The 13,936-nt window shown below is 58.8% G+C and carries 11 protein-coding genes; 6 read left to right on the top strand and 5 right to left on the bottom strand.

The genetic code is table 11. The features are described 5' to 3' along the window. The 3 genes from AC4IBF_RS10525 to AC4IBF_RS10535 form a co-directional block, all read right to left on the bottom strand. The gene (locus tag AC4IBF_RS10525; protein ID WP_487165914.1) at window positions 1-987 is read right to left on the bottom strand and encodes an MBL fold metallo-hydrolase; all 987 of its coding nucleotides are present in this window, start codon (window positions 985-987) and stop codon (window positions 1-3) included. 141 nt (window positions 988-1,128) lie between these two features. Continuing rightward, complete coding sequence (locus tag AC4IBF_RS10530; RefSeq protein WP_491463306.1) at window positions 1,129-1,887, bottom strand: 5'-nucleotidase, lipoprotein e(P4) family; 759 nt, start codon at window positions 1,885-1,887, stop codon at window positions 1,129-1,131. Window positions 1,888-1,977: 90 nt separating this feature from the next. Further along, complete coding sequence (locus AC4IBF_RS10535; RefSeq protein ID WP_367896687.1) at window positions 1,978-2,505, bottom strand: GNAT family N-acetyltransferase; 528 nt, start codon at window positions 2,503-2,505, stop codon at window positions 1,978-1,980. 132 nt (window positions 2,506-2,637) lie between these two features. On the opposite strand from AC4IBF_RS10535, the gene treZ reads away from it, so the two are divergent. The 3 genes from treZ to glgX are packed head-to-tail and all read left to right on the top strand — an operon-like array spanning window position 2,638 to window position 8,981. After that, window positions 2,638-4,425: a malto-oligosyltrehalose trehalohydrolase gene (treZ, locus tag AC4IBF_RS10540; RefSeq protein WP_491463307.1), complete on the top strand. Its 1,788-nt coding sequence runs from the start codon at window positions 2,638-2,640 to the stop codon at window positions 4,423-4,425. Then, window positions 4,422-6,890, top strand: coding sequence for a malto-oligosyltrehalose synthase (treY, locus tag AC4IBF_RS10545; protein ID WP_348942731.1), 2,469 nt, complete (start codon window positions 4,422-4,424; stop codon window positions 6,888-6,890). Before treZ ends, treY begins: the two co-directional genes overlap by 4 nt. Window positions 6,891-6,905: 15 nt before the next feature. Further along, window positions 6,906-8,981, top strand: coding sequence for a glycogen debranching protein GlgX (glgX, locus tag AC4IBF_RS10550; protein ID WP_136194882.1), 2,076 nt, complete (start codon window positions 6,906-6,908; stop codon window positions 8,979-8,981). Here glgX and AC4IBF_RS10555 read toward each other — a convergent pair whose 3' ends face one another. Then, a complete protein-coding gene (locus AC4IBF_RS10555; protein WP_143345127.1) occupies window positions 8,982-9,527 on the bottom strand; it encodes a winged helix DNA-binding protein in 546 nt (181 codons plus the stop codon). 200 nt (window positions 9,528-9,727) lie between these two features. On the opposite strand from AC4IBF_RS10555, the gene AC4IBF_RS10560 reads away from it, so the two are divergent. From AC4IBF_RS10560 to AC4IBF_RS10570, 3 genes are read left to right on the top strand one after another with little or no spacing between them, the layout of a single operon-like run. Continuing rightward, window positions 9,728-10,450 (top strand): DUF969 domain-containing protein, encoded by a 723-nt coding sequence (locus AC4IBF_RS10560; RefSeq protein ID WP_123922397.1) that lies wholly within the window; start codon window positions 9,728-9,730, stop codon window positions 10,448-10,450. Beyond that, the gene (locus AC4IBF_RS10565; RefSeq protein WP_133294435.1) at window positions 10,447-11,433 is read left to right on the top strand and encodes a DUF979 domain-containing protein; all 987 of its coding nucleotides are present in this window, start codon (window positions 10,447-10,449) and stop codon (window positions 11,431-11,433) included. Before AC4IBF_RS10560 ends, AC4IBF_RS10565 begins: the two co-directional genes overlap by 4 nt. Window positions 11,434-11,442: 9 nt before the next feature. Beyond that, the gene (locus AC4IBF_RS10570; RefSeq protein WP_143345126.1) at window positions 11,443-12,438 is read left to right on the top strand and encodes a DUF2891 domain-containing protein; all 996 of its coding nucleotides are present in this window, start codon (window positions 11,443-11,445) and stop codon (window positions 12,436-12,438) included. 31 nt (window positions 12,439-12,469) lie between these two features. Here the strand turns inward: AC4IBF_RS10570 and AC4IBF_RS10575 are convergent, their stop codons facing one another. Then, a complete protein-coding gene (locus AC4IBF_RS10575) occupies window positions 12,470-13,885 on the bottom strand; it encodes an MFS transporter (RefSeq protein ID WP_133294433.1) in 1,416 nt (471 codons plus the stop codon). Window positions 13,886-13,936: the final 51 nt, after the last annotated feature.

The following is a 13,936-nucleotide window of genomic DNA, read 5'->3' on the forward strand; positions in this document are numbered from 1 at the left end:
TTATTTCGCGCTGCTGGCGTCACGGTTGGTATAGGTCACAGGGACCCAGGCATAGCCCCCTTTCTCGCCTTTCGTCACATAGCCGATGCCCGGGAAAGGCAGGTGCGGGGCGGCAACCAGGTCCTTGTTTTTCACAAAGTCAGCGAACGCATGCTCGCGAACGGTTGCCGCTTTGTTCTGATCTTCATCGTAGGTGATGGTCACCGCAGGCTGCGGGAACTGAACCGCCGCGGCATGAATGATGTCGCCGACAAAGGTGATCTTCTCGCCTTTGCTCGTCAGCGTGTAGAAGGCTGAGCCCGGCGTGTGGCCGGGATGAACCGTGCCGGTCAGCCCCGGTAGAATCTCCGATGTGCCGCTAAACGGCACCACTTTTCCCGCATCCAGATAGGGTTTTAAGGTCTTCTGCGCGACGTCAAAGTAGTTCTTGCCGTAGCCGGTTTTCTTCTGATTGTCGTCGTTAAAGAAAAAGTCGATATCTGGTTTGCCAACGAAAACGCGCGCGTTGTTGAACACCACCTTGCCATCCTTCACCAGACCACCGGCATGATCGGAGTGGGCGTGGGTCAGCAGGACTTCAGTGATGTCCTCGGGTTTTATCCCCTGCGTGGCGAGGCTTTCAACCAGACGTCCGCCGGTATCAGGGCCAAAGAGCTGGCCCGAGCCTGTATCCACCAGGATTTTATGTCCGGGTATCGCAATCAGAAAAGCGTTGATGGAGACCTCAGCCGGGTTGGTCTGAAAGTTTTTCGCGAGCAGCGCATCAATGTTTTGCGGCGTTGTCCGGCGCAGCAGCTTGTGCAGATCCTGCGCGACGGTCCCGTCGGTAAACGAGGTGACCAGAACGTCGCCGACCTGCACGCTGTAACCGCCCGCCGGTTGTTTAACGACGTGCTGGGGCGTCTCCGCCGAGGCCTGGAGCGCAGGGTAAAAAAGCAGTGAACTGGAAATCAGCGTGGAAAGAGCAAGTTTTTTCACGGTAAGCATACGAGTCTCCTTTGAAAGTGCTCATCTTACTGCTCCGTAAAATTATAAGAACCTGCCCAGAAATGATAGGACCTATAAACGGGATGGATAGGAAACCGAAGGGCCGGGAAGGCGCGCGATAGCTTTCCCGGCCCGTAGACATTATTTTTTCAGCGGTACGTTCCAGCTGTCCGGCGTGGCTTTGGACCATGAGCCATAAGCGGCATTAGGCAGCACAATCCAGTCGTTGCCGAAGCGTTCGGCGCTGGCTTCAACCAACTCACGCTGCTGCTCGCTCGGCTTTTTGTTTTTAAACTGCACGGCGAAGTCCGGCAGGCTGTCGCCGAACAGCATCACGATCTGCTGCTTTTTGAGGATGCTCTGGCGGCGCTCTTCCTTGCTGACCGTGTCCAGAAGCACGCTTTCATCGGACACCTGCGGAAGTCCCAGGGCTTTTAACGTCCTGAGCGTATCGGCTTTATTTTCCTGCATACGGTCCGAGACATAATAGATACGGACCTTGCTTTGATTCACGTGGTCAAGAAACGCTTTCGCGCCGGGAATTAAGCCGGGTTTTCCCTGTTTTTCCCAGTCGCTCCAGGTGTCCCATTTCGTATAGTCGTGACACTGCTCCGCGTCGCGCACCAGCAGAGGGGTGTTATCCAGCACCGTTTCGTCGAGGTCCATCACCACGGCGTAGTTTTCGGGCGTTTTCAGATCCTTTAACTTTTCGTTAAAACGCTCGGTGGCAAACCGATAGGTTTGCAGCTGAAGGGCCATAATCTCTGCCGATTTCTGCTGATAGCGCAGCGCCATTTCGTACGCTTTCGGTTCGCACAGGTCGCGCCCGGCAGCCGTCGCGGTTGCCGCTGCACTCATAACAGGTAATGCCAGCAGTAATGCCTTAGCCATTGAATTCACGCTTTTTTCCTCAACACCCTGGTTAAAATCCCGAAAGCGTAATGAAATTCAGTGACAGAAATATGACCGCGATGTGGCAATGTGTTTCCGCTAGACCAGCATGTAATACCAGAAGAGGGCAACCTCGTCTTTTTCCGGTAAAGCGTTGTAGAGATAACGGTCGTATCCGCCCAGGGTAAATCCGTAGTTACGGTAAAACAGACAGGCAGAGACGTTCACATTTTGTGTTTCAAGCCGTAATCCCGGCGCGTTTACGCTGCGGGCCCACACGTGCGCGGCGGCCATTAATTTTTGCGCGGCGCCGGTTCTGCGTCTGGTACGCTCAACAGCAATATAATCCACTGAAATAAATTTATTCCAGCCGACTGACGCGGTAATAAATCCGGCTAATTCACCATCATCCGTTTCCGCCACAAGAAATATGGCGTCCGGATTAACGCAATGGTTTTCAAGCGTTTGAATGTCAAGTTCGTAGGTTTTTATCCACGGCTCGGCGACGGCTTCGATATGCAAATCACAATGGATAAACGGCTCCCGGGCAATGTGGCTAATGGTGAAAGAAAAGTCACAGCATTCAAGGCGCGCGAAGTCGGTATTGAGTCCTTTTCGAATCTGCATAGTATTCCCGTTAGTGAGTTATTTCATAAAGAATAGACGAAGCGGTTAAATCCGCTGAGCTCACGCACTTTTAATCCTGAACTAAGCTTGTACTTCGTTCCGCGTAAAATGTGGGTCATTCGAGGACAATGAATGGAATTCAGGACATTTCAAAAGCAGTGGGGTGCTGAGTTTATTTCCGATGACGTTGTACGTTTTCGCGTCTGGGCAGAAGGACAGAAAGAACTTACGCTACGTCTTGCCGCCACCGACGTGCCGATGACGGCAACCGGCGACGGCTGGTTTCAGGCTGACGTCCCCGGCGTCAGGCACGGTGCAGAATATCAGTTTGTTCTTCAGGACGGCATGGCGGTGCCCGATCCCGCCTCGCGGGCGCAAAAGGGCGACGTTATCGGTCCCTCGGTGGTGATCGATCCCCGACTTTACCAGCCGGTCAACCGCTACTGGGCAGGGCGGCCGTGGGAAGAGACGGTCATTTACGAACTGCACATCGGCACCTTTACCCCGGAGGGCACCTTCCGGGCGGCCATCGATAAGCTGCCGTATCTGGCAGAACTCGGGATTACCCAGCTTGAAGTGATGCCCGTCTCCCAGTTTGGCGGTTCCCGCGGCTGGGGATATGACGGCGTGCTGCTGTATGCCCCGCACTCAGCGTACGGCACGCCGGAGGATTTCCACGCGTTTATCGACGCCGCGCACGGGCTGGGGCTTTCCGTGGTGCTGGATATCGTGCTCAACCACTTTGGGCCCGAAGGAAACTATCTGCCTCTGCTGTCGCCCGCGTTTTTTGATGCACAGCGGATGACGCCGTGGGGTAACGGCATCGCCTACGAGCGCGAGCCGGTGAGGCAGTACATCACCGATGCGCCGCTTTACTGGCTGACGGAGTATCGTCTGGACGGCCTACGCTTTGATGCCATCGACCAGATTAAGGACGGCTCGGACACCCATGTTCTCGAGGAGATTGCCACCCGGATCCGCGAGACCATTCCGCACCGTCACGTTCACCTGACCACGGAAGACAGCCGCAACGTGATTTTCCTGCATCCGCGCGATGAACAGGGCAACGCGCCGCTGTTTACCGGCGAGTGGAACGATGATTTTCACAACGCTGCCCACGTGTTTGCCACCGGCGAGACCCACGCGTATTACCAGGATTTTGCCTTTGAGCCGGAGAAAAAGTTCGCCCGGGCGCTGGCGGAAGGATTTGTCTACCAGGGCGAGGTGTCTCTGCAAACCGGAGAATCTCGCGGTGTGGAGTGCCGCACGCAGCCGCCGCAGTTCTTCGTCGATTTTATTCAAAACCACGATCAGACAGGCAATCGCGCCCAGGGCGAGCGGCTTATCTACCTCGCGGGTGCCGACAAGACGCGGGTGCTGCTTGCCGCGCTGCTGCTCTCCCCGCATATCCCGCTGCTGTTTATGGGCGAGGAGTTCGGTGAAACGCATCCGTTTCTGTTCTTCACCGACTTTCACGGCGATCTGGCTAAGGCGGTACGGGAAGGGCGCGCGAAAGAGTTTACCGGTCACGCCGGACACGATGAAGCCGTTCCGGACCCGAATGACGTGAACACCTTTGTTCGCTCAAAGCTCGACTGGCATAAGATTGCCACCGACGAGGGCAAAACGTGGCTGCGCTACACGCGCAATCTGTTGACGCTGCGCCATCGCCATATCGTTCCGCTTCTGCATCCGCGCGGTGCCGTTGAGGGCCATGTGCTCAAGACCGCGCCCGGCATGGTGGCGGTGTGCTGGCGCTTCCCGTCGGGGACGCTCTCGCTGGCGCTTAATATCGGCATTAAGCCCGTCGCGCTGCCCGATCTCGCGGGTGAGACGCGCTTTGCCTGGCCGGAAGTCACTGACGTTTTACCGCCGAACGGTATTGTCGTTCGCTTTGCTGATGGAGAAGCATCGTTATGATCCCTTCCGCCACGTACCGAATTCAGTTCCGTAACGGCATGACCTTCGACCGCGTTGTGGCGCTGGTGCCGTATATGAAGGACCTCGGCATCAGCCACCTTTACGCGTCGCCCGTATTCACTGCCACGACGGGGTCTACCCACGGCTATGACGTGACCAACCCGAATGAAATCGACCCCGCGATTGGCGGACGAGAAGGCTTTGACCGCATGGCCGCGGCGCTTAAGCAGGCCGGCATGGGGCTGATTCTGGACATTGTCCCGAACCATATGTCCACCTCGCTGGAAAACCTCTGGTGGCGGGACGTGATTGAATACGGCCAGCAGAGCCGCTATTTCCGCTATTTTGATATCGACGGGTCACGACCGCTTACGCTGCCGTTTCTTGGCGACACCTTTGAGGCGGAGCTGGAGAAGGGAGCTATCACCCTAAAACGTGACCCTGTCACGAAAAAGGCCGCGCTGGTGTACTACGACGCCGAGTATCCGCTCAACCCGGGTACGTACAGCGAAGAGAAGAGCATTGCCGAACTGCACAACGCGCAAAGCTGGCGGCTTATGTCCTGGCGGGAGGCGCCGAAGCAGCTCTCATGGCGGCGCTTCTTTGAGATAACCGGGCTGGTCGGCGTTCGGGTTGAGGATGATGCGGTCTTCGACGACACGCACCGGCTGATCCTTGAGCTGGTCCACGAGGGCGTGGTGGACGGCCTGCGCATTGACCATGTCGACGGTCTGGCGGATCCGCTGGGCTATCTGCAGCGCCTGCGTCAGGCCGCCGGGCCCGACTGTTACATCACGGTCGAAAAAATTCTCGCAAAAGGTGAGCAGCTCCCCGCAGACTGGCCGGTATCCGGCACCACCGGCTACGAGTTTATTGCCTCGCTGGCGGAAGTGCTGGTCGACGACGATAACCTCTCGCGCCTGGAGACAATCCACGACGAGACGCTGGGCGTGACGGTCGATCGCCACGCGGAGCTGCGCGATGCCAAAGGCCTGATGACCGATCGCAATTTCGAGGGTGAATTCACCACGCTGCTAAACCTTGCTGAGGATCTGGCCCGCCGCAATGAGGTTGCGCTGCCGCGCGAGGATATCCGCCACGCGCTGCGCGAGTTGCTTATTGCGTTTCCGGTCTACCGCACCTACGGCACTCGCGAGGGGTTAACCCCGCCGGACGTGGCGCTGCTTAATCGCGTGGTCGCCAGCGTGGAGACGTCTGAAGCCGCGCTCAGCCTGATCGTGCGCATTCTTACCGGCGATCTGCCGGAAGATTGCCGCGAGAGCGCCGCGCTGTTCAGGACCCGCTTCCAGCAGCTGACCGGGCCGCTGATGGCGAAGTCCGTTGAAGACACGCTCTTCTTTCGCCACAACCTCGAGCTTGCGCTCAACGAAGTGGGCGCCGACCCGACGCCGCGCGCGTTTTCATTATCCCGCTTCCACCAGGAGATGCGCATTCGTCTGGCCCGTCAGCCCGATGCGCTGCTGGGCACCTCCACGCACGATACCAAGCGCGGGGAGGATGCCCGCGCGCGCCTTTACACCCTGACGGAAGCCCCGGAACGCTGGGGGGAAAATCTGGCCCGCTGGCGGCAGATGAACCAGACCCAGGTGCGTTTTCTCAATGACGGTACCGCGCCGAACGCCGCCGATACGTGGATGATCTACCAGGCGCTGGCGGGCGTCTGGCCCGCCATGCTGTCACCGGACGACGCCGACGGGCTGAAATTACTGGAAGAACGCTTCCTTGGCTTCCTCGAGAAAGCGCTGCGCGAGGCGAAACAGCGCACCGACTGGATCGACAGTAACGAGAGCTATGAGAGCGTGGTGCTGAGCTACGCGCGGCACCTGCTTTCGCCGGACAACGCCCCGTTCCTGCATGATTTCAGCGAGGCGATGCAGCCCTTTATCCGCGCCGGGTTAATGAACAGCCTCAGCCAGACGGTGATTAAGCTGACGGCGCCCGGCGTGCCGGATATCTATCAGGGCAGCGAGGCGCTTAACTTTAGCCTCGTCGACCCGGATAACCGACGCGAGCCGGACTTTCCGGCCCTGGTGCAGAGCCTCAGCGCGGCGGATGCCGGGGTGTTTGACAACCCGGCATGCTGGCGGGACGGCAGGGTGAAGCAGTTTGTTACCGCCACGCTGCTGCGGCTTCGACCGCACTACGACGCGCTTTTCCGCTACGGCGACTGGCTGCCGCTTAAGGTCAGCGGCGAGCGCGAAGATAACCTGATTGTCTACGCGCGCGTTAAGGACGACGAGGCGCTGATTGTTGCCGTGCCGCGTCTGGTTTTTGATGTCACCGATAATCATCAGCTGTGGGTCAATACCACGGTGGCGATACCCGAGGAGCTGACGGGGAAACGCTATCGGGATCTGTTCAGCGGTGAGAGCCGCATTCTGCAAGAGACGCTGGATTTAACGTCAGAAAAGGGATGTGTACTGGTTCTGCTTACCTGCGAATAATCGTGGAGAACGAAAATGGCAAAGGATACAACGTTTGAAATTCGGGCCGGTCATGGCCAGCAGTTGGGTGCGAATTATGACGGGAAAGGGGTCAACTTCGCGCTGTTCTCCGCTCACGCTGAACGGGTGGAGCTCTGTCTGTTTGACCCGTCCGGGAAAACGGAAATCGCCCGGCTGGAGCTGCCGGAGTATACCCATGAGGTCTGGCACGGCTATGTGCCCGATCTGAAGCCGGGTGCGCTGTACGGCTATCGCGTCTACGGCCCCTACGACCCGGAAAATGGTCATCGCTTTAACCCGCATAAGCTGCTTATCGACCCTTACGCTCGCGAACTGATGGGTGACATCGACTGGAACGACGCCCATTTCGGCTATGAGCTGGGGCATGACGAGCTGGATTTGAGCTTTGATACCCGCGACAGCGCGCCGTTTACGCCGAAATGCAGGGTCATCGACCCGAATGCCTTTGACTGGCAGGACAACAGCCGGCCGAACGTGCCCTGGCCGCATACCGTTGTCTATGAGAGCCACGTGAAAGGGTTTACCCAGATGAACCCGGCCATTCCGCCCGAGCTGCGGGGCACGTTTGAGGGGATGGGGCACAAAGCCTCGGTCGACTATATCAAAAGCCTCGGCATTACCTCGGTGGAGCTGCTGCCGGTTCACTGGTTTCCGGACGATCAGCACCTGCTCGACCGCGGCCTGAAGAACTTCTGGGGCTATAACACGCTGGGCTTTTTTGCCCCTGCGTCACGCTACTACGGCCCGGCGGGGATCCAGGGCTTTCGCGATATGGTGCGCGCATATCATGACGCGGGCATCGAGGTCATTCTGGACGTGGTGTACAACCACACGGCGGAAGGGAACGAGCTTGGACCGACGCTCTCGTTTAAGGGGATTGATAACTACAGCTATTACCGCACGCTCCCGGACCAGCACCGGTACTACATCAACGACACCGGGACGGGAAACACGGTCAACACCTCGCACCCGCGCGTGCTGCAGATGGTGATGGATTCCCTGCGCTACTGGGCGGAATCGATGCACATCGACGGTTTTCGCTTCGACCTCGGGACGATCCTGGGCCGCGAGCCCGAAGGGTTTGACCCGCGCGGCGGTTTCTTCGACGCCGTGACTCAGGATCCGGTGTTATCCCGACTGAAGCTGATTGGTGAACCCTGGGATATCGGCCCCGGCGGGTATCAGGTCGGCGGTTTCCCGCCGGGCTGGGGTGAGTGGAACGACAAATACCGCGACACCGTTCGCGAGTACTGGAAGGGGGACAACGTCTCCACGGACTTTGCCGCGCGCCTGCTCGGTTCCGGCGATCTGTACGATCTGCGCGGACGTCGTCCGTGGGCCAGCGTCAATTTTATCACCGCCCACGACGGCTTTACGCTGAATGACCTGGTGTCGTACAACGAGAAGCACAACGCCGACAACGGCGAGGACAATAACGACGGGCATAACGATAACCGCTCGTACAACTACGGCGAGGAAGGGCCAACCGAGAACCCGGATATTATTGCTACCCGCGAACGGCAGAAACGTAATTTCCTGACCACGCTGCTGTTCTCCCACGGCACGCCGATGCTGCTGGCGGGGGACGAGTTTGGCCGCACGCAGAAGGGCAACAACAATGGGTACTGCCAGGACAGTGAGATCTCATGGATCGACTGGAAGGGGCTCTCCGAAAACGACGCTGCGCTGCGCGAGTTTACCCGTCGTCTCATTACCTTGCGCGCGCAACAGCCACTGCTGCGCCGTGAAAGCTGGCGCGACGGGCTGGAGATCCGCTGGTTCAATGCCGGGGGCGGCCCACAGCAGGCCGAGCAGTGGGATGAAGGCTCAACCCTCGGGGTCTCCATCAGCAGGCCGGATCTCAGGCAGGAGGACGGTATCTGGCACGACGTGCTGATGCTGTTCAATCCTTTTGAAGGCACCGTGCCGTTCCAGATCCCGCAGTTTGGCGAAGGGGGATGGGTGCTGGAGCTGTCTACGGCGGATGATGCTGCCACCGGGACAGCGATCACCGAAACCGTAGAGTATGCGCTGGCCGGACGGAGCATTACGCTGTTCCGACGTCCTTAATTACAGTGACGCCGCCGCCCGTGCGGCGGTGTCATACAGGGAGGAGATCGTGCGTAACAGCTGCGCGGTCTCGCCAATCGACTTCCCGGCAATGCCGCTCTCCGCGTGGATCGCAATCAGGCACGCTTCCCGCACGTCCCGGTATTTCATGCACAGCGCTTTCCCTTCCTCGGTGGTAGAGAAAAAGAGCTCTTTACCCGCTTTCTGGCTCGTCACGTAGCCTGCTTTGACCAGTTTTTTCAGGGCATAGGTCACCACGTGGGTATCTTCCACGTTGAGGACGAAGCAGATATCGGCCAGCTTTTTCTTGCGGTCGCGGTGGTTCACGTGATGCAGCAGCGAAACGTCAAAGGCGCCCATATCGGGCTCGCCGGCAGCCGTCATGCAGCGCACCATCCATTTGTTAAACGCGTTGCTGGTCATGATCAGCGCATATTCCAGCTCTGATAACTCCGCGCAGCGCTCGGATACCAGATGGCGGGAAGAGACGATCCGGCCATCGTTGATATCGTCGCGATCGGGTGAAGCACTCTTTTCTGAGGTCATAACGTTCCTTAGCCAGAAATGTAAACTCATCGATAAAATAAGAACATTTTATTGATAATTTGTTTACATGTTTTTGAGGTTCAGATATAGCTTTTTAGCGCAGGTTTTGCGAAGCCTGCCAACAAAACACAACATCGCTCGCCGCAAATTAAAAAAATAGCCGTCGGCGCGCAACGCTCACTTTCGATAGGGTAAACGTTATGGACGGTACTACGCTGCTTCCGCTGATCGGGATACCGATCGTGGTTATTGGTTTTGCACTGCGCTTCAACCCGCTGCTGGTAGTCGTGGTGGCGGGGCTGGCGACGGGTCTGCTGGTCGGCATGGATTTCGGGATGCTGCTGGAGACCTTTGGCGAGAAGTTCGTCAATAGCCGATCGCTGGCCACCTTCATCCTGATCCTGCCCGTGATTGGTCTGCTGGAATATTACGGGCTTAAGGAGCGCGCCCAGGCCTGGGTGGCGAAGATCGCCAGCGCCACCTCGGCGCGTATTCTGATGCTTTACTTTGTCGCCCGTGAAGGCACCGCCGCGCTGGGACTGATGTCGCTGGGCGGACATGCGCAGACGGTGCGCCCGCTGCTGGCGCCGATGGCCGAAGGGGCGGCGCTGAACGAATACGGCGAACTGCCGCAGCACATCCGCGACAAAATCAAAGCCCACGCCGCCGCGTGCGACAACATCGCGGTCTTCTTTGGGGAAGATATCTTTATTGCCTTCGGGGCGGTGCTGCTGATCGACGCGTTCCTGAAAGAGAACGGTATTCCGGGCATTGAACCGCTGCATATCGGCCTGTGGGCTATTCCTACCGCCATTGCGGCATTGGTTATTCATATGACGCGCCTGCTGCGCCTCGATGCAAGCATCCGTCGCGACGTGATGGCCTGGCGTGCAGAGCAGGGTACGCAGGAGGCTGCGCAATGATGACGCTTATCACCATTAACCGCGTGTACTACCTGATTGGCTTTGTCGTGATGCTGCTGGTTGTGATGACCCTGCGCGATCGCGCTAATCCGAAGCGTTTTACCACCGCGCTGTTCTGGTTCTTGTTTGGCGGGATCTTTCTGTTTGGCGATCTGATGGTTCAGGAGCTGGGGAAATCGCTGGCGTACCGGATAATCGGCGGCGGCGTTATCGTTATCGCGCTGCTGGCGGGTTTTGGCCTCGTCGGGAAAGGGCACTATAAAATGTCGACCGAGGAGGAGCGCGTCGCGTCGTCAAACCGGCTTAAAAACTGGCTGTTCCTGCCCGCGCTGATGATCCCGGTGGTGACGGTGCTGGGCACGTTATTCCTGAAGGGCGTTTCGATCGGCGGCGTGTTTCTGCTCGATCAGAAACAGCTCACCCTGGCGGCGCTGTGCGTGGCCTGCGTCGCGGCGATCCTCACCGGCTGGTGGCTGACCAAAGGCACGCCGCTGCATGCCGTTCGTCAGTCTCGTCGTCTTGTCGATACCATCGGCTGGGCGGTGATCCTGCCGCAGATGCTGGCCATGCTCGGCGGCGTGTTCGTGGTGGCCAACACGGGCGACTCGGTACAGAAGGTGGTGAGCCTGTTTGTAAACCCGGATAGCCGCTTCATGCTGGTGGTCATTTACTGCGTGGGTATGGCGCTGTTTACCATGATCATGGGTAATGCCTTTGCGGCCTTCCCGGTGTTAAGTGCCGGTATCGCCTTGCCGTTTCTCATCAACGTGCATCACGGCAACCCGGCGCCGCTGCTGGCGATTGGCATGTACGCGGGCTATTGCGGCACGCTGATGACGCCGATGGCCGCGAACTTCAATATCGTTCCCGCCGCGCTGCTGGAGCTGAAGGACAAATATCAGGTGATCAAGATCCAGATCCCGACCGCGTTAACCCTGCTGGTGGTGAACGTGTTGTTAATGTATTTCCTCGTGTTTCGCTAAGGAGCTGTCATGGAATTAACGCAACATCAGGCCGACGCGTTTGCCCGCATGCCTTTGACCTATTTGCGCCAGGAATACCCGAACCACATCATGCACCTGCTGAATGATGATGGTGACGTTCTGCCGCCGCGCGAGCTGCATCCCATTTTCTACGGTTGTTTTGACTGGCACTCGGCGGTGCACGGCTACTGGCTGCTGCTGCGCTGCGTGCGGCTCTATCCAGAATTACCTTGCCGGGACGCGATCGTCGCGCTTTTTGACGAGCACATAACCGAAGAGAACATGGCGAAGGAGCTGGCCTATTTCACCGCGCCGTTCCGCGCCTCGTTTGAGCGGCCGTATGGCTACGGCTGGCTGCTTGCGCTGGCCCAGGAGCTGAAACAGTCGTCGCTGCCGCAGGCCGCGGGCTGGTATCAGATGCTGGAGCCGTTAACTCAGGACATTCGCAACCGGCTGGTGGATTACCTCGGCAAGCTCACCTATCCGATCCGCGTCGGGACGCACTACAACACCGCGTTTGCCCTCGCGCTGGCGCTCGATTACGGTCGCGCAGTGGGAGACAAGGCGCTTGAACAGGCGATTGTGGCAGCGGCGGAGCGGTTTTATCTCGCCGACACGCGCTATCCGGCTCATTATGAGCCCGGCGGAGACGAGTATATTTCCGGCGCGCTGACGGAGGCGCTGCTGATGAGCAAAGTGTCTGAAGACTTCCCGGCCTGGTTTGACGCGTTTCTCCCGGAGGTGGGTGCCGTTACGGCGCTGATGAACCCTGCGGAAGTGAGCGATCGCACCGACCCGAAAATTGCCCATCTCGACGGATTAAACCTCAGCCGCGCCTGGTGCATGAAGCATATTGCTAAAGCGCTTCCCGCAAACCATCCGGCGCAGCAGGCGCTGCGCGAGGCGGTGACGAAACATCTGGCCGCAAGCGTTGAGCATGTGGTCGGCAGCCACTACAGCGGCGGGCACTGGCTGGCGAGCTTTGCGCTGCTGGCGCTGGAGTAAATAAACGCGCTGCGCCGTGAGGCGCAGCCTGTTAAGCCGATGCCCGAACCGCAGGGCGCAGCCTGCTCAGGCTAAATAAGACCGATCCCGTTGAGGCAATCACCGCAATCCACAGCGCCAGATGCACGGCCCGTTCATCAAGCGTTTGATGATCTGACCCTGTCGTCACAGCCATCAGCACCCCCACCGCGGCAGCGCCGAGACACTGGCCGAATGTCCTGACGATAGAAAGCACGCCAGAGGCATAGCTGGCATATTCCCGCGCCACGTTAGAGAGCATTTCCCGGTTATTGGGACTCTGGAAGCAGCCAAACCCAATCCCACAAACCAGGCTGCGCAGGCAGATATTCCATACGGAAGGATTTGCCGGCAACGTCGCCAGCAGGACCAGTCCACCAACAAACACGATCAGCCCGAGGGTCGAGATCAGCGGCGCGGAAATGGTATCCGCCCAGCGACCCGCGTGCGGCGCGATCAGCACGATGCCAATCGGCCACGGGGTGAACAGCAGCGCGGAAACTACAGGGCTGTAGCCATATACGCTCTGAAACAGGAACGGCAGCGCGACAAACGTGATCCCCTGGCTCACAAACGAGGCCAGCGAGGTCAGCGCGGCGAGGGTGAAGCGCCCGTTTCTGAACATCACCGGCGGCAGTAACGGATGTTGCGCACGCCGGATCCGCCAGGTAAAGGCGAAGGCGCTTACCAGCGCGAGAACGCCCCAGAAGATGGCCTGCGCGCTAATCTGTTGCGCCACGTGCTGAAGGCTGTCGGCCAGCATGATCGCGGAACCTAGCAGGACGGCGGAGAGAACAGCGCCCGGCGCGTCAAATGGAGTTCGGTCCACGGCCGATTCCCGCGGCAAGGCCCGCCATGCCAGCAGCAGGGCGATGCTGCCCGGAATGAGGTTAATGGCGAACAGCCATTGCCAGCTCAGGGCGTCCAGTATTGTTCCTCCGAGCACAGGAGCAATCGCCGTGCTGGAGGCGATAAGCAGGGCGTGCAGCCCCAGAATGCGGCCAAGCAGTTGGCGAGGAAAAACCGAACGCAGGATCGCCGGGGCGATACTCAGGGTCGCCGCCCCGCCGATGCCCTGCAGGATCCGCATCCCGGTTAACATTTCCGGCGTTGTTGCCAGCGCGCAGCCGAGCGAGGTGAGCGTAAAGGCGGCAAGCCCGGTCAGAAAGATCGGGCGATAGCCCACGCGCGCCGCCAGCGCCGCGAAGATGGCCAACGTCATCGCCGCTGACAGCAGATAGCCGTTGGCGAACCAGACCGCAACGTTCGCGGGGACCTGCATCGCCCTTGCCATAGAGGGGAGCGCGATGTTGATCATGGTGCCGTCAAAGACGCCCATCAGCGTGGTGGTCATAACGGCGGCCAGGACCCGGGCGCGTTCATGCCCGGGTAAACCTTCATCGCCGGGCTGGTTTGAAAAGAGCGTCATCGTCGTTACTCCGAAAAAGAATCGTGATGACGAAACTATAATCATGCGGTA

It is taken from the genome of Enterobacter sp. Taxon_8, from assembly GCF_058354585.1.